Origin of the sequence: Methanospirillum sp. (assembly GCF_028679455.1) — an archaeon.
In the GTDB taxonomy this organism is placed as follows: Archaea; Halobacteriota; Methanomicrobia; order Methanomicrobiales; family Methanospirillaceae; genus Methanospirillum.
Map to the genome: position 1 here is coordinate 1 of NZ_JAJRBM010000052.1, position 16,398 is coordinate 16,398.

Here is a 16,398-nt window from a genome sequence, read left to right on the forward strand (position 1 = left end):
GGAGAAACAGGGACACCAACTCCCGTGACTACATCTGAAAAACCCAAAGAAACCTCAACACCGACACCCACACAGTCAAGTCCGCTTCCGATCAGCATCTTAATTGTGGGAATTGGCATTGGTGGAGCATTCGCACTCAGAAAAAAGATGTAACTATTCTCCGGCAAATTCCTTCATCTTTTCTTTAAAATACGCCTCAACCAGAATCATAACTTCTTTTTTCCCTCTGGCAGCAATCAGATTGCGTACATCTCCCTCCATATTTGCAAAATTCAACCGTTCAGGAGAATCTATTAATTCAACATCAAACTGATTGATAATATCACGAATTATTGACCGTGGAGTGCCTGGAGGAAAGATCAGATCGTACAGTTGCGGTGAGGTCTGCTCATCCATGAGGTACTGTATTCTGCGAAAACTCATGAGCATTGTTATTTGGTTTTTTGAAAACCATTATTCAGAACCTCTCTGATCCACCAGATGGAACAAAAAATGAAAGATGAGGATATATCATCTGCCGATGGCAATCCGACGGGACATAATACACTTGCCACCTTTCACACCGCCAATCGGATTATTCGTTTTCCCAAGGGAATTCATACATCTTCCCATCAATGCAGCCCCACGGGCAAGGCCATCATCAACAAACACCAGATGATCCACTGGATCAGTAAACAATTTCCTGGCCGTCAAGCCCTCCAGAATATAATCTGGTTTTTTTCCTGAAATTGCGGCACGACCCGTAAATCCGATTGAAGTATTAGGGAAAATGAGACCGAGTGACTGGGTTACATCGATCATTCTAAGTGCCATCTGCGCACAGACACGATCAATAACTTCGTTTAAAACCCCTACCGAATGGTTGGAAATAATCTCCTTTCCAATCGCTTCCAGATCAGGGAGGGTGCTGCCATTTACACCTGCATCCACACCGATCAGTGCCACCCCGGATTCACTCGCAACCTTTGCATATACCGGAACCATCCCATACCGGGTTCGGTTATCAGGGACTACCTCAACAGTTATTAATTCATGACAACGGTTCACATAGGATTTAACCAGATCTGATTCTTTCCGAAGAGAAAGGCCTGATACATGAGTTTTATCTCCAAAAATATCAAGAGCAGTTCCGGTCCTGGCTTTAACAAGACCTGTTCCTCTGACAATTGAATCGGGAATTGCACCTGCAAGTCCACAGAAATTTCCTATCGTTCGTGCAAATGGATTTGTGCTACCCGGGTCCACATCACTGGTTACTCTGCCATCAAGAGTGGTTCCAAAGTCTATTGAGATGCAGGGATTTCGAAAGTCCACAGGAGTCCATTTGGCACCTTCCTTAATTCCTGCCATCGCAAGTTCTCCTTCCATCTCATTTGCAACCATCTCAACACCAGTAGTACCTTGAGGAGGAACAACACCTGCTACTGCTCCTGAAAAATTAACACGGTCTGCAAAAGAGAATGGTTGCAGCTTTGCGGACTGATTCGCTTTGGACATCGGAGGAGTCATCTTTTTGGGGGGTACTCCTGCTTCCAGACAGCCGTTTGCAAGAGCGATGATAAAATCACCAACCTGGTCAGGAGAATCCATCGCCGCTACCACTCCGGTACTACGGACCACAAAATCCAGATCCTTTTTGATATCCAGCTTTGCATCCATATGACATTTTATCAGGGTATCACGGACCAGTTCAGTGACAGACTCACGCGTAAGTTCAGTCCCATCCAGTGTCTTACCAAATACATCTTCACCGGGTTTGGGTGGCCTCACATCACGGCTCATGCTCACTGTTTTATTGATAACATAACTCATCCCGGTCTCCAGGCTAACCCCGGTCAGAATACATTTGGTAGTGGTATTACCCATTTCTACAGAAGCAACGATGAAATAAGGTTTTTCATCAAATTCCCGGCATTCCATCCCAGGTCCCCTGACAATACGAGGTGGTGGGGGGCTTTCAACGATATGTGGCTTTGGTGAAGAATGAAATAATCTGCCAAGAATACCGGGATTCATAAGAACTTGTCATCTGATGTGACCGATATAGGTTTCGATATATTCCCTCATATATCGAAAACCCATATTGGAAACGATAATAGAATGCAGGATAAACGATGAGTACATGTCAGAGCCCCATTATTGTCAAAGTTGTCAGTTCTGCGTACCAATATTAGGGAAAAATAAAGAAGTTTTAAGACTCGAATGCTGGAGATTACCTCCGACACCGCTCTTCGCAGGGACTGATTCAGAAGGAAAACCCAGAACAACTTTTGTAAGGCCACGGCTTGAAGGAAGCTGGAAATGTGGTGAGTGGAAAGAGAAGAAGATTGGATATTGGTGAACCTGAGGTATTACTCATTCAGGGTCGTTTATCTGATTTATTATCAGGGAAGAACACTTGAACGAGATCTTCAATCTGCATCTTCTCCCCTCTTCTTGATAATTCATAATAACATGCTGCACATGTACGTGCGTCATCAAGAGCGCGGTGGGCGTTGCCTGGTTCAGACCCGAATAATTTGAGATGTAACAAAGATAGTGAAGGCCATTTGAACCCTTTTCCAAATCTGCCAGGGATACCACAGAATTTAGTTCCTGATCTCATGGTACAGATTCCTTTCATCTCAGGAAGATGATCTCTGAACCCTGCACGGATAAGTTCAGTGAGCAGAATCCGGATATCATACGAAAGATTGTGTGCAATAAGCAGATCAGCATTACGCGCACAATCGCAGAATCGGGATAATACTTCAGTTACCGGCAACCCTGAATCAGTAGCTTCAGAGGTTGTAATACCATGAATGGTTATGGCTGATTCAGGAATCGTAAATCCTTCAGGTTTTACCAGAAATGAAAACTCTTCTATGTGAGTTCCGGTTTCACTCATCAGAATCCATCCCAGTTCAACCAGTCGTGGCCAGGAAAAAGGGTCCGAACGAATTTTTCTATCACGGGATGGGAGCCCGGTGGTTTCAGTATCGAAAAAGAGAAGAGTTTGCGGCTTTTTTATGGGTTTTATATCTTTTTTATGCTGCATAATTACCTGACGCTGATATTTCAGAGGGTGGGAACCCCAACTCGTAAATATACTGTATTCACATGTTGCTATAAGGAAACACGATGGTTATTGCACCGGTTCATATCGAGGGAACAGATAAAGGCAGGATAATGCTCTATGCACTGAGTACCTGTGGCCATTGCAGACGAACACGTGAACTTCTGAATGAGTTGGGAGTTGCATATGATTATCTCTATGTGGATCAACTCTCCAGGACAGAGATGGATGAGATCATTACAGAGATTGAAAAATATAATCCACGTGCATCATTTCCAACCATGGTTATTAACGGCACCAAAGTTATCATCGGCAGCAGGGAGGATGAAATTCGGGAGGCGTTGTCCTGATGGCTAATCCATCACCACTATCAGAAACTGAAAGACGTTACCAGGAACTGATTCGCGAGGCTGAACGAAGCGGGTATCATCTTAATCCTGATCTCGGGATGACGATGGGATTGATCGAAGGATTATTGACCAACAACAAGAGGTATGGATACGAAGCATGCCCGTGTCGCCTATCATTAGGCACGCTTGATGATGATCGCGATATCATCTGTCCCTGTGATTATCGTGACTCAGATCTCTCTGAATTCGGTGCCTGCTATTGTGGTTTATACCTGACCGGAGACCTGATCTCATCAAATGCAAGTGCTCCATCAATTCCGGAGAGAAGACCTGCACGGAGTGTCCGCAAGTCACTTCAGGAACCCACTGATTTCAAACAGAGTAACCTTCCGTATCCGGTCTGGCGATGCAAGGTCTGCGGGTATCTGGCAGCACGTGATGCTCCACCGGAAGTCTGCCCCATCTGTAAAGCAAAAAAGGATCGGTTCGAAAGATTTCTGTAACCAGATGCTGGATCGACAGATCTTATCTCTCTTTTTGATCCATATGTTCCTGTGAATACCGTAACGATAGAAGTTGTAGGGTACCAGGATTCCGAATGCTCACCATTTCCCTGTGATGAGAATCGCACCTGTGAATTATCCTCATGTAAACCATCAAATAAACTGATTCCTGCAACTGAAGCCCTTCGGGCACGACTACAGGAAGAATTTTCTGCAGATACTATCTCGGTTCAACTGATTCTGCTTGATGAAGGTGTCCCTGATTTTGTCAGGGAGATATATGAGGCTGAACATCCTGCTATTCCGATGATTCTCATAAACAGGAAACTGTTTCCAATCGGTCGAATCTCCTGGCCGCAAATAAGAGATGCAGTCAGGCAGACGCTGGCAGTGTGAGGCCAGGTGTATCAATCTCAATCAGGAACATAGAATAGGATGAGTCAACAATACCACTAGTATATGATGCGGGGGATGCATGATGTCACTTGACGAACTCTATCTTAAAGGGCCCGTCATAGCGGTAGAACGTAATCCGTCCGATATCTGGCAAGTCACTTCAATTTCTGGTAACGCTGTTGAGACTGGTTTTTTCCCCACCTGTGAAACCTTCGATCTTATATCTGTCATCAGAGATGAGGATCACGACCTGATAACCCGCAAACTTGGTGCTGCAGTGATGCAGAAACGAACAGAGGTAGTGATGCGATACCGGGTCTTCAATCACTCGTTAGTCAGATGGGTAGAGGATCATTGTATGCTGACATATCATGATGATGGCGCGTTACTCTCTGCAGGGAGTTTATTATGGATTTCCACGCTTCCCCTGGAGTGGCATCTTTTACGCAACGGTGCTGAAACCTGGAATAGTCTGAACTCAACAGTTCGCCACGATATGCTGAATCAACTGACTGCCGTTCTCGGTTACCTTGAGTTATCGCAGGATATGATATCAGACCCCACGTTAAAGGACTTTTTTGAAAAAGAGCTGAATGCAGCAGAGCGGATCCGGGAAAAACTCATTTTCACCAGAGAATATCAGAAAATCGGATTATATGATTTTGAGTGGGTAAAACTGAGTTCACTCATTACTGAAGCTGCAGGTGAAGCCGGGTGTAGCAGGCTTTCCCTCCTGTTATCATTCAATCTGGAGATCAGTCTTTTTGTCGATAAAACATTCAAGCAGGCAATCGTGAAAATTCTTGAAAATATTCCAACTCACGCTGGCAATGCAACAGAGATAAAAATACAATTCCAGGAAAAAACCTCAGGGGGGGTCTTGATAATAGAAGATAATGGAAAGGGTATACCAGCTGAACAAAAACATCGCCTGTTTGATCTTGGATTTGGTTCCGGGGATGGTTTTGGGTTATTTCTTGCAGAAGAAGAGTTAAAAGTCTTTGGAATCGGAATAACCGAATCGGGTGAACCTGGAAAGTGTGCCAGATTTGAACTTACGATACCAGGTGAAATTTTCCATTGCTAACTGCATAACATCAATTTTTCTAAAATCGGTTCTCAGGCAACGGTATTACTCATCTTCAGATTTCTTCTGCGCTTTAAAGCAGACACGATATGATTATGAGTATTACTCCTTTGCACATAGGTGAATCTATTATTCACCGAAACACGTATGTGTACTCTATTCTGTACCTGTAGAAGGTATCACATCGGTTAACAGAATTTGAGGTTTGAGATGAAACGAAACATTGCAATAGATATACTGAATCAGACCCCTCTTGAAAAACAACAGATAGAACTTGTTGAGCGAAAATGCCTCGGTCATCCGGACAGTATTGCTGACGGTATTGCAGAATCCATCAGTCAGTCCTTGTGCAAAAATTATCTGGACCAGTTTGGCGGAGTACTTCACCACAATACTGATCAGGGTGAGATCGTAGCCGGAGAATCTCTTCCTGCATTTGGTGGCGGTAAAATATTAAAACCGATATTTGTGCTTCTCGATGGTCGGGCTACCAAAGAATTCAATGGCGAGCGTATTCCTGCAGAACCTATTGCCCTCAAGGCAGCAAAAGATTATCTTCGAACAATCCTCCCGGAACTGGATTTTGATCGTGATGTTATCATGGACTGTCGGCTGGGCACAGGTTCTACCGACCTCCGTGATGTCTTTAAGCCAGAAGAGGGGACAATCCCACGTGCAAATGATACCTCGTTCGGAGTATCATTTGCTCCATTCTCAGAGATTGAAACCTGCGTTCGTGAGATATCATCATATATTGACAATACCCTCAGACCAAAATATCCGGTATATGGCCAGGATATTAAAATCATGGGGCTACGTCAGGGGAACTCCATTAAACTTACCCTCTGTTGTGCAATGGTAGACCGTTATGTATCCTCACTCTCTGAGTATGTCGACTACCGGTCACGCCTGCAGGAAGAAGCAACCAAAATAGCAAAAAAATGCACAGGTCGTTCTGTAGAAGTATCAATTAACACCGCAGATTGTGATTCTGAATGCAGTCTCTTTCTTACCGTCACCGGAACATCAGCAGAGATGGGTGATGATGGTTCAGTAGGTCGCGGAAACCGGGCAAACGGTCTCATCACCCCTCACCGTCCGATGAGCATGGAAGCAACCTCCGGAAAAAATCCAATCAACCATATCGGAAAGATCTACAACCTTCTCTCGAGTGATCTTGCTCATGAGTGTGTCCGTAAGGTTGATGGTATTGCAGAAATTCAGGTTCGGCTTCTCTCACAGATCGGGATGCCCATTGATCAGCCACTTATTGCAAGTGCCCAGATCATCCCTCAGCCTTCAGTGACCCTCAAAGATATCGAGAAAGATGTAAACGAGATCATCAATTATGGCCTTGAAAATATCACTTCAATAACCGAGCGGGTCATTAAAGGCGAGTTAAAGACCTTTTAATGAATATATTCCTATCACTGATACCTTCAGGATAAATAGCATATGAATCAGGTAATTCGTCTGGCCATACCAAATAAAGGTCGTATCTCAGAGCCCATACGTGAACTCATCGAACGATCAGGATTAGGAATCCTGGAGAATGGGGATCGGACACTGATCGCCAGAACCCGCGACCCTCACGTGGAGATCCTGTATGCCAGGCCAATAGACATTCCGGAATACGTTGCAACCGGGGTTGCTGATCTGGGTATCACGGGTCATGATATGGTGATAGAGCGGAGCTCAGATGTTAAAGAACTGCTCAACCTGGGTTTTGGGAATGCGACCGTTGTTCTGGCAGTACCTGAAAAGTCCCAGTTTAAAAATCCTAAAGATCTTGAAGGAAAACGGGTATCTACAGAGTTTCCGGCAATAACTAGAAAATTTTTTAAAAAACTAGGTATTAAGCCAATCATAGTCCCGGTTGGGGGAGCTTGTGAAGTTACCCCTTACCTTGGTATTTCAGATGCTATTGTTGATCTTTCCAGTTCAGGAACAACACTCAGACAAAACCGCCTTGAAGTAATCGAGACTGTTCTTGAAACCAGTACCTTCTTAATTGCAAATAAACAGTCATTGATAGGAAAAAAGGAGAAGATCGAAGAGGTTCATCTGGCACTTGAGAGTGTCATAAATGCCAGGGGAAAATGTTACCTGATGATGAATGTAGACAGGATCCATCTCGATCAGGTACGGGAGATCATTCCTGGGTTGAGCGGTCCTACTGTTATGGAAGTGGCATCCCGACCAGATATGGTTGCAGTCCATGTGGTTGTCGATGCAGAAAAAGTATACCAGTTGATTAACCGGGTAAAACAGGCAGGAGCACGGGACATTTTAGTAATGTCTGTTGAACGGCTGATCCGATAACATATTATGAAAGTCTTTCCTGCAGTAGATATTCTCGGGGGTTCCTGTGTTCAACTGGTCCAGGGAAAACGTGAATCGGCAACCATCTATGGTAATCCGCTCACCTGTGCTCAAAACTGGTTATCAAAAGGAGCTTCATCACTTCATATTGTCAACCTTGATGGAGCCTTTGGTTCTTCCACGAAAAATGTGGAGATAATCCGGAGCATTATTGCAGATACCGGAGTTGAACTGCAACTCGGGGGGGGTATCAGGTCTCTTGATGATGCCCGTTCATGGCTTGACACCGGAATTGACAGGGTAATTTTGAGCACGTTTGCCGTAAGTAACCCTGAATGTCTCACCACCCTTTCTGATGAGTATGGATCCGAGCGAATCATGGCCGGGACAGATGCACGTAATGGTCAGATCGTTGTTGATGGCTGGGAGCGTGCTGCCGGGGATTATCTTGACTGGGCAGAAGCATTTATCAGCAGAGGAGCAGGGTCCCTTCTCTTCACGAATGTAAATGTAGAAGGACTCTGTAAAGGAGTTGAATCAAAACCGGTCCGTGATCTTATACATCGTGTGAAGGTCCCGGTCATCGTTGCAGGTGGAATATCCAGCCAACAGGACGTTGCAATTATACGGGATGCAGGAGCCTTCGGGATAGTTCTCGGATCAGCCCTTTATAGTGGGAACATTACCTTAGAACAGGCAATAGAGGCTGCATCATGAGAAAAGCAACCGTATCCAGGGAGACAAAAGAAACAAAGATCAGTATTGATCTAAATCTCGATGGTACCGGTACATGTGAGATCTGTACTGGTATTCCTTTCTTTGATCATATGCTGGATTCGTTTGGCAGGCATGGGAGGTTTGATCTTTCAGTCCAGGCAAAAGGAGACCTTCAGGTGGGACCTCATCATACCATTGAGGATGTAGCCATTGTACTGGGATCAGCCTTTCGTGAGGCAATCGGAGAGGGAAGAGGGATACGGCGATTCGCTCATGTAATCATCCCTATGGATGAGGCACGGGCATTGGTCACGATTGATATAGGTGGCAGATCCTATTGTATCTTTTCAGGAACCTTTGGCGGTCCTATTGAAGGAGTCCTTGAACCATACCTGATAGAACATTTTTTTTCGACATTTGCATCGTCAGCACACATTACGATCCATCTGGAAGGTAATGGGAGATCTGATCATCATCTCTGTGAAGCGTTCTTCAAAGCATGTGGAATCACCCTTCATGAAGCAACGAGAATCACTGATCCATCAGGAAGTATTCCAAGTACCAAAGGAATTATCTGATTTTTTTTCATTGTATATGTTACAAAAACAGGAATCCATACAACCCGTATTGGATTAACTAAAACAGAACGTAAAATCACGGGATTTTGAACCGTGAAAATCCCCATCCGAAAGCACCAGACTACCCAGGATTGAGTCTGGCAGGTAATTATCGTAAATGTTCCAGCAAAAGAGAGGATGCCTTAGGCATTCTCCGCAGCCATCTTCACGTCTTCGTCTTTGATCGTCTTTCTTCCCGCGTGCTGTGCAAGACGGTTTGCTTCCCTGGTAAGGGTTGCAATGTATTCTTCAGCCTTGGTCACCAGTGCTCCAGCTGCGTCACTTCCAACTCGTTCAGCACCATTTTTCTTTGCGATTCTTACAACTGCTGCAATAGGTAAGTCTGCCATAGTCCTCTACCTCAAAAAAAAGTATCCTGATATCTATATAAACATTTCGAGATTTTTCTGAATTTTTTGATTTTGGACAATATAATCAGGGGATTTTTAATTTGCCGGTAAATACCTCACTAGGATTACGAATCGGACGAATAAAATAATATTTTATTAAATTTCCCTAAAAATCAGAGATTTAGAGAAATTATCAGTTCATCAATGATGCAGCAAGAATCAGAGCGTTTGTATAATCCGGGTTGACGCGCGAGGTATCCACGAAGATATCAGAGATATTTACGACTGGTGCCCCATGTGAAGCCCCCTTACCAGCAAAGAGAAGAGTTCTGAAGATTAAATTTCCAGAGATGCCATCCGGAGCAATTATGAGTCCACACTCATTGATAGCATCTTCAATACGGATCTCATAATGGATGGCTCCGGTTACCCGGGAAATGAGTTCAGCATCTGCCAGGGTCCTATCTACTACCGGATGCCTGCCAACATCACCAATACGCCCTCCGGAAAGAATCCCTACCTGACCCGACAGGCCGGACTTGATCGCAATCGCTTTTCCCTTTTCAATAAGGGCAATCTTCTGGTTCAGAGTCCATCCCTCATCTATTCCAACCGGAGCCAGGAAGAATTTCCTGCCTGATGCAGCTTCTAATAAAACAATCCGTTCAAGTTCAGGAACCCCGTATACAGTTTTTAGTTCACGCAGCGTGATGTTTGCTGATAATGTCCCCCGAACCGCTGCAGCAATATGATGACTGAAAAGATCTGATATCAGACGTTTTTCAGGATCAATATCAGAACATACCTGACAGGGAAACGAGAATTGAGATCCAGTATCCGGATTCGTATAACATACCACGCGATCAGATAAGGGTGAGTTGGCGATACTATCAATCACCCGAATGGGATCTTCAGATATTCCAATGCCAATTATTCCCTGTTGCATCTCTCTTCACCCAGATGAGTGATGCCACCAGATCCTGAAAAATCAAAAACACAAGTCTCCTGATCCTGATCAAATATGGTCAGATCTTGTGAATCATTAACCGAACCAATTATCTGAGTAGTCATCCCTGCATCAGCAAAGAGTTCAGTCACCGCTGCCAGATTTTTTGCTTCAAGGGTTAAAATAAAACCCATTCCAGGGTACATTCGAACCCAGCGTTCAAAGGGGATCTGATGGACATCAGGATCCGGACGTGGGATTGCACCAAGATCTACCCGTGCACCTTTGCCTGATACTTCCAGAAGCATCCCCAGCGTTCCAATGATACCGGGATTTGAGATGTCTTTGCCGGCTGTCACCAGATGTCGAGTACCTAATACTTCTAAAACACGAATCTGGGCACGAACTTCTGCAGGCGTCCGGAGTGTGGCACTATCCCAATTCAGGAAACATGACGGATGAACACGGCCATTCAGATCAATAGCAACAACAATGAGATCGCCTGATTTTGCCGTATTACTATAGATAATTCCATCAAGTGGGGCAACCCCGAGAATTGCGACATCAATAACACTATAGGGTGTGTCAGGATGCAGATGCCCGCCAACGATAGGAACGCCGAATTGCGCAGATGCTTCACGCATCCCGGCAATTACCTTATCGCGTATCTCCCCGGACGAAATTGAGAAGACATCCACCATAGCAAGAGGTCTGCCCCCCATAGCTGCAATATCATGAATATTTACCAGAACAGCACAATAACCCGCCCAATAGGGATCTGCATCCATAAGTTTGCTCCAGATCCCGTCAGCAGCAAGGAGAAGGGCTTCATCATGGTTTTTTATTACTGCTGCATCTTCTCCAAATGAAGCAATTACACCAGGACAGTCGAGCCGCAGATCGCTTACCATAGCTCCGATCTCACTCTTCCGTCTGACGCCTTCATACTCTCTGACCGCTTTTGCAATCAGATCAGTGGAACAGGTGTACTCTCCCATGGCATCTAAACTCTCATCTCCGTTTCTGTCTCATCTGACATAAACTGTCTGATTCAAGCATTTTTTTTCTTGAAATTCAGAGATAATGAATCACTATAATTCTCCACCATCTTTTTTCGACTCAGGAAGGTGCGATTTATCTGGTGTCATGTTGAATGGATCAGGAATGGACTGGGCAGAAAAATATCGTCCAAAGCATCTTGCTGACCTGGTCGGGAATAAAGAATCGATACGGCAGATGATTTCCTGGGCGCAGAACTGGACACCGGATTCAGAACCATTAATACTCTATGGTAAACCAGGAATTGGAAAAACTTCATCAGCCATAGCGCTGGCTACTGACATGAACTGGGAAGTAGTAGAATTAAATGCCAGTGATCAACGGACGAAAGCAGTAATTGAACGGGTTGCCGGAACAAGCGCCAGTACGGGTTCGCTGACAGGTAGTGGGAAAAAACTGATTATCCTTGATGAGGCTGACAATATTCAGGGAAACTCGGACAGGGGAGGGGCAAAAGCAATAGTTGAAGTAATCAAAATTGCATGCCAGCCGATTGTCCTGATTGCCAACGATTTCTATGGTCTCGATCCTGCAATCAGATCCCAATGTACCAAGATCCTATTTCGTTCAGCACAGGCCCGGACCATAACTCCACGGCTCAAGGAGATCTGCATAGAGGAAAGGATCTCCTGTGACATTTCTGCCCTGAATGACATTTCTGAACGCTCTGGTGGAGATATCAGGTCTGCAGTAACCATGTTGTATGCGGCCACCATCGGACGGACAAACCTGCACGATGAGGATCTGGCCACTTCACGAAAAGACAGCAGGTCCACAATCTTCGATCTTGTTGCCGCAACGTTAAGCAAAAAATCATCAAGATCCCTCATTGATCTTGCATTCGAGGTTGATGAAACTCCGGACACCGAGCTTCAGTGGGTTGAGGGAAATATCAGCCTGCTTAAAGATTCCAATTCTATAAGCAGGGCATATCAGGCAGTGTCCCGATCAGATCAATACCTGGGTAGAACATTTAAAAACCAGTATTATACACTTTGGAGATATGCAACCGCAACCATGCTTCTTGGCGTGAATGATAGTGTAAGCGGATCAGGCGGGGGATTTATGAAAATTATGCCCCCGGAACGATGGAGACGGATGTCCACTGCCAAACGTCAGAAGTCAGCGCGTGAGCAACTCCTCTCACGACTTGGCCGATCCACGCATATGTCTTCGGGCACCGTACGAAGCGGGTATCTCATGCCGGTTTCGCTGATGGCCCAGCAGAGTCCGGAACAGTACGCAGAATTGTTTGACCTTGATTCTGATCAACTTGATCTGCTCATTCAGGATTCAGCACTTGCCAAGTCGATTGTTAAGAAGAGAGAAGATGCACAAAAAGCTGCTGAAAAAGAGCTGAAAAAACGTCAGAAAGAAGAAGCAAAAGTTGCCCAGATTGCAAAAAAGAAGGCCGAAAAAGCATCATCCTCTGCAATTTTAAGTCCGAAAAAGTGGTCAGATACCACGGAATCATCACAAAATCAACCAGAGATTCAGGGTGCTGATAATAATATTGAAGAGAAGAAAGAAAAGTCTGAAAAATCACCAACACAATCCACGTTATTCAACTTTGGCGGGTAACATACTGACAAAGAGGCACTCCACAATCAACAATTTTATGAGGATATGAGTATCCTTCAAATCCAAGATGATACACCAGCAGATCAGAATTCAGAATCCCGGCAAATGCTATCATGGATGCCATCATCTCTTCTATTGGCCGTATTGAAAGAATACACTCAACCTCGAAGGTACTATCCACCGTAGGATTGCAGATATCAAGAATTTCATATGGCACTAACAGCGTGGTTTGTGGTATGGTAAGATCACTACAGGTGACACGAAGACCTGCCCTTTGCATCAGTTCAGCAGCGTGAGTATTGCGCCCAGTGCCAATCTCCAGCACCGAACCGTATCGTCCTGAAATAAACCGGGCTATTAACGTCTCAATATGTTTATACCCGCTCATTACTCAGATTATTTGGAATGGATATCCAAATATTCTGGGATCGGGGGGCACCACAGGGCCTTGAGATTCCGGTAGCACGTACAATTTCTCAGATCCTGGATATCCCGGTACAGATATTTACTAATCCTCTTCTCTATAACGGTTTTACCATAAGCAGACAGCAATTTGATGCTACGGCAATTCTGGCCTGCGTTGATACGTACAAACGGAGGAACAACCTTGAAGGCCCACTCCTGTTAGTAATCAATGACGATATTTTCAGACCGGCCTCACGTTACATCTTCGGACTGGCCCGTCCCCGGACTGGATCAGCAGTAGTATCCGCAGCCAGATTGAAGAACGAGTTCTGGGACCTTCCATCCGATGAGAGCGCTCTCTGCGATCGGATCGTCACCGAAGGAACCCATGAGATAGGACATCTTCTTGGTCTTGAACACTGTGCCAATGAGCGGTGTGTCATGGCAAATCCCCGATGCCTCGATGATCTCGATCATAAAAAACCCTGGCTCTGTGACGAATGCCAAGCACGGTTGCAAAGTGCCTGCTCAGTTAGTGCCAGATAAATTTCCGAAAGCACCAGGACATAGATATTTCGGGATAGAACAGGGACTTTTTTTTCCCATTTCTGAAACCAGAGCAGAGGCTATATGAGAGTTTACGGCCAATAATTTTGTTAATACGGTGGGAAACACGTGAAAAATAATCCCCTGTCTTCTATTACCCGTACCCAGATGATCTGGTCAGCAATTCTGATAATCCTGTGTACACTGTATCTCGTATGGACTCTCGGTCTTTTAAGCGGTGCAAGACTCGATGTTCCTTTCACCTATGACGGTGACGGACTTGAGTACAATCTTCTTACTAAGACAATGATCGAGAACGGGTGGTGGCTGGAAAACCCGATGACAGGTGCACCAGGCACCCTGGAATTGTATGATTATCCAATCGGGAGTAACCTCGATCTCCTGATCATGAAGTTCATCAGCCTTTTTTCCGGGAATTATGCCGTGGTGATGAATGTATATTATATCCTCGGGTTCTTCCTGACCGGTCTCTGCAGCCTGTATGTCTTCAGAGCACTCAGGATAGCCTACCCAATAGCAGTATTTGGAAGTTTGCTCTTCTCATTTCTTTATTACCATTTTTTCCGAATCTCTCATTACAATCTAACTGCCTATTACATGATTCCCCTGATGATACTGGTGATTCTCTGGGTCTGTCAGGGTGAATCTTTGTTCTGCCGGAATACCGGAAAACGGGGATTATTTTCAGGGCTTACCCTGACACATAAAGGTCTCATCGCAATATTTTTCCTGCTCATCACTTCTACCCATCCTTACTACGGGTTCTTCGGATTGCTCCTCCTGGCAGTCGCTACCCTCTGGTCGTACTCGAGGACATATCATGTGAGTGACTTCCTCAATGGTGCTATTGCCTGCGTAGTCCTGATGGCTGGCATCGTTCTGAATAAACTTCCCTCGCTTGTGTATGGACTTCTGCATGGGCCGTCCTTTGTGATGTCATACCGGTATGCGTTTGAATCCGAAACCTGGGGGATGAAACTGATCCAGTTGCTCCTTCCAGCGCAGGGGCATCGGATCCCATTTCTTGCTGATATCGCCCAGCAGTACACTCAATACCGACCCCTGGTGAATGAGAATGTAAGTGCATCACTAGGAATCATCGGAAGTATCGGCCTCGTCATCACGCTTGGCTGGATATTCATCAGAGGTTTTCCCCTCATTCAGGCCAAACTGGCAGAACGTGCTCCTCTTGTGGATCATCTTTCCCTGCTCACCTTTGCCTCAATACTGATTGGTACGATAGGAGGAATCTCAGCGATCATTGCTCAGGTGTTTCCTGATATCCATTCATATAACCGCATCAGCCTTTTTATTGCCTTCTTTGGCATTCTGATCGTGCTACTCCTGTTGCAGCTCGTATTTGAACAGTACCGCACCCTCCCGTTATTCTGTCCGCTCTTCCTGATACTGCTCCTGGTGCTTCTCACTGCCGGGATCTTTGATCAGGTTCCTGCCGGATATGCACTGACACCCGGTTCTGACCGGGAGAAAGAGTTCCAGATGCAGGCTGATTACTTCGGACAGATCGAACAGAAGATGCCTGCAGGATCTTCCATCTTTATCCTTCCGGACATCGGCGGGTTCCCTAATTCCAATCCTCCAGGAAAGATCAAGGGTCTGGATAGTCTGAAACCATATCTGCATACCCATAACCTGAAGTGGAGTTACCCCACGATGAAAGGAAGATTCTGGGATAACTGGCAGACTGCAGTCTGTGCATCCACTCCTGAAGACATGGTGGGTCATCTCTTTGCGACAGGGTTTACCGGTATGTTAATTGATGGATATGGATATGTTGATGGTGGAGCAGCAACAGAGGCCACGATTCAGAATTTGACCGGAGTTTCCCCGATGATGAGTACAGATGGGCGGTATGCATTCTATGATCTGACTTCATATATGAATCAGAAAAAAGCCGGTATGAATGCAGCACAATTTGAAACTGCAAAACAAGAGTATATCTCCACGATGATGGCAAGATCAGAACTTCAGAATCCTTATTTTGGATCAGAAGTGCGTGAAAAACTAACTACTCAGTAATAAATCCCTCTTTTCTGACAGGCTGAACCAATTTCTGAAGAGAAACTGATCGGAAATTATCGCTTCAAAATAGATTTCTAATTTCGTGATTGAATAGGAAAAGAAGAAAGGGATTATCCGAACAGGGCACCAAGCCCTGCCATGCCGCTCTCTTCTTCTGCCTTCTTGTCTTCCTTTGGTTCCTCTGCTGCTGCAGCTGGAGCTGCGCCTGCTGCTGGAGCAGCTGCTGCTGCAACTGCAACGGGTGCAACAGCTGCCTTGCTGATTGCATCCTCGATGTCGACGCCATCAAGGGCTGCAACCAGTGCCTTTACACGGGATTCGTTAACTGCGATACCTGCGGCAGAGAGAACTGCCTGAACAGCGGATTCGTTGACATCCTTACCTGCTTTGTGCAGGAGGA

General features: G+C 45.3%; 20 protein-coding genes. 12 read left to right on the forward strand and 8 right to left on the reverse strand.

Annotated elements, in window-relative coordinates; genetic code table 11:
* Nucleotides 1-153 precede the first annotated feature (153 nt).
* Together LUQ50_RS01595 and LUQ50_RS01600 are read right to left on the reverse strand one after the other, a co-directional pair.
* The gene (locus LUQ50_RS01595) at nt 154-396 is read right to left on the reverse strand and encodes a hypothetical protein (RefSeq protein WP_300035173.1); all 243 of its coding nucleotides are present in this window, start codon (nt 394-396) and stop codon (nt 154-156) included.
* A gap of 114 nt (nt 397-510) precedes the next feature.
* On the reverse strand, nt 511-2,016 hold the full coding sequence (locus tag LUQ50_RS01600; RefSeq protein WP_300035176.1) for a methanogenesis marker 14 protein: 1,506 nt from the start codon (nt 2,014-2,016) through the stop codon (nt 511-513).
* A 106-nt stretch (nt 2,017-2,122) separates the two neighbouring features.
* Between LUQ50_RS01600 and LUQ50_RS01605 the strand changes: the two genes are divergently transcribed.
* Nucleotides 2,123-2,341 carry a hypothetical protein gene (locus LUQ50_RS01605; RefSeq protein ID WP_300035179.1) on the forward strand — a complete coding sequence of 73 codons (219 nt, stop codon included), beginning with the start codon at nt 2,123-2,125 and terminating at the stop codon, nt 2,339-2,341.
* 18 nt (nt 2,342-2,359) lie between these two features.
* Here LUQ50_RS01605 and LUQ50_RS01610 read toward each other — a convergent pair whose 3' ends face one another.
* The gene (locus tag LUQ50_RS01610; RefSeq protein ID WP_300035182.1) at nt 2,360-3,037 is read right to left on the reverse strand and encodes a 3'-5' exonuclease; all 678 of its coding nucleotides are present in this window, start codon (nt 3,035-3,037) and stop codon (nt 2,360-2,362) included.
* A gap of 83 nt (nt 3,038-3,120) precedes the next feature.
* Between LUQ50_RS01610 and LUQ50_RS01615 the strand changes: the two genes are divergently transcribed.
* From LUQ50_RS01615 to hisB, 8 genes are all read left to right on the forward strand, one after another.
* Complete coding sequence (locus LUQ50_RS01615; protein ID WP_300035185.1) at nt 3,121-3,405, forward strand: glutaredoxin family protein; 285 nt, start codon at nt 3,121-3,123, stop codon at nt 3,403-3,405.
* Nucleotides 3,405-3,908 (forward strand): ferredoxin-thioredoxin reductase catalytic domain-containing protein, encoded by a 504-nt coding sequence (locus tag LUQ50_RS01620; protein WP_300035188.1) that lies wholly within the window; start codon nt 3,405-3,407, stop codon nt 3,906-3,908. The genes LUQ50_RS01615 and LUQ50_RS01620 overlap by 1 nt, the downstream gene beginning before the upstream one ends.
* A gap of 51 nt (nt 3,909-3,959) precedes the next feature.
* Nucleotides 3,960-4,304, forward strand: a complete 345-nt coding sequence (locus LUQ50_RS01625; protein WP_300035191.1) for a hypothetical protein — start codon at nt 3,960-3,962, stop codon at nt 4,302-4,304.
* Between the two features lie 79 nt (nt 4,305-4,383).
* Complete coding sequence (locus LUQ50_RS01630; protein ID WP_300035194.1) at nt 4,384-5,391, forward strand: HAMP domain-containing sensor histidine kinase; 1,008 nt, start codon at nt 4,384-4,386, stop codon at nt 5,389-5,391.
* 210 nt (nt 5,392-5,601) lie between these two features.
* Nucleotides 5,602-6,804 (forward strand): methionine adenosyltransferase, encoded by a 1,203-nt coding sequence (locus LUQ50_RS01635; protein ID WP_300035197.1) that lies wholly within the window; start codon nt 5,602-5,604, stop codon nt 6,802-6,804.
* A 42-nt stretch (nt 6,805-6,846) separates the two neighbouring features.
* The gene (hisG, locus tag LUQ50_RS01640) at nt 6,847-7,713 is read left to right on the forward strand and encodes an ATP phosphoribosyltransferase (protein WP_300035200.1); all 867 of its coding nucleotides are present in this window, start codon (nt 6,847-6,849) and stop codon (nt 7,711-7,713) included.
* A gap of 6 nt (nt 7,714-7,719) precedes the next feature.
* Nucleotides 7,720-8,430 (forward strand): 1-(5-phosphoribosyl)-5-[(5-phosphoribosylamino)methylideneamino]imidazole-4-carboxamide isomerase, encoded by a 711-nt coding sequence (gene hisA / locus LUQ50_RS01645; RefSeq protein WP_300035203.1) that lies wholly within the window; start codon nt 7,720-7,722, stop codon nt 8,428-8,430.
* On the forward strand, nt 8,427-9,008 hold the full coding sequence (gene hisB / locus LUQ50_RS01650) for an imidazoleglycerol-phosphate dehydratase HisB (protein ID WP_300035207.1): 582 nt from the start codon (nt 8,427-8,429) through the stop codon (nt 9,006-9,008). Before hisA ends, hisB begins: the two co-directional genes overlap by 4 nt.
* 182 nt (nt 9,009-9,190) lie before the next feature.
* On the opposite strand, the gene LUQ50_RS01655 is transcribed toward hisB, so the two are convergent.
* From LUQ50_RS01655 to LUQ50_RS01665, 3 genes are all read right to left on the reverse strand, one after another.
* Nucleotides 9,191-9,397 (reverse strand): histone family protein, encoded by a 207-nt coding sequence (locus LUQ50_RS01655; RefSeq protein WP_300035210.1) that lies wholly within the window; start codon nt 9,395-9,397, stop codon nt 9,191-9,193.
* Nucleotides 9,398-9,590: 193 nt separating this feature from the next.
* Complete coding sequence (gene mtxX, locus LUQ50_RS01660) at nt 9,591-10,343, reverse strand: methanogenesis marker protein Mmp4/MtxX (protein WP_300035213.1); 753 nt, start codon at nt 10,341-10,343, stop codon at nt 9,591-9,593.
* Nucleotides 10,328-11,341, reverse strand: coding sequence for a methanogenesis marker 2 protein (locus LUQ50_RS01665; protein WP_300035216.1), 1,014 nt, complete (start codon nt 11,339-11,341; stop codon nt 10,328-10,330). Before LUQ50_RS01665 ends, mtxX begins: the two co-directional genes overlap by 16 nt.
* 148 nt (nt 11,342-11,489) lie before the next feature.
* Between LUQ50_RS01665 and LUQ50_RS01670 the strand changes: the two genes are divergently transcribed.
* Nucleotides 11,490-12,983: a replication factor C large subunit gene (locus tag LUQ50_RS01670; protein ID WP_300035219.1), complete on the forward strand. Its 1,494-nt coding sequence runs from the start codon at nt 11,490-11,492 to the stop codon at nt 12,981-12,983.
* Here the strand turns inward: LUQ50_RS01670 and LUQ50_RS01675 are convergent.
* Nucleotides 12,967-13,371 carry a UPF0146 family protein gene (locus tag LUQ50_RS01675; RefSeq protein ID WP_300035222.1) on the reverse strand — a complete coding sequence of 135 codons (405 nt, stop codon included), beginning with the start codon at nt 13,369-13,371 and terminating at the stop codon, nt 12,967-12,969. The genes LUQ50_RS01670 and LUQ50_RS01675 overlap by 17 nt on opposite strands.
* Before the next feature lie 17 nt (nt 13,372-13,388).
* Here LUQ50_RS01675 and LUQ50_RS01680 point away from each other — a divergent pair, with 17 nt between their 5' ends.
* Nucleotides 13,389-13,934 (forward strand): archaemetzincin family Zn-dependent metalloprotease, encoded by a 546-nt coding sequence (locus tag LUQ50_RS01680; RefSeq protein ID WP_300035225.1) that lies wholly within the window; start codon nt 13,389-13,391, stop codon nt 13,932-13,934.
* A gap of 129 nt (nt 13,935-14,063) precedes the next feature.
* The gene (locus LUQ50_RS01685) at nt 14,064-15,995 is read left to right on the forward strand and encodes a hypothetical protein (RefSeq protein WP_300035228.1); all 1,932 of its coding nucleotides are present in this window, start codon (nt 14,064-14,066) and stop codon (nt 15,993-15,995) included.
* A 113-nt stretch (nt 15,996-16,108) separates the two neighbouring features.
* Here LUQ50_RS01685 and rpl12p read toward each other — a convergent pair.
* Nucleotides 16,109-16,398 (reverse strand): 50S ribosomal protein P1 (rpl12p, locus tag LUQ50_RS01690; RefSeq protein ID WP_300035231.1); only part of this gene is annotated, 290 nt, incomplete at its 5' end.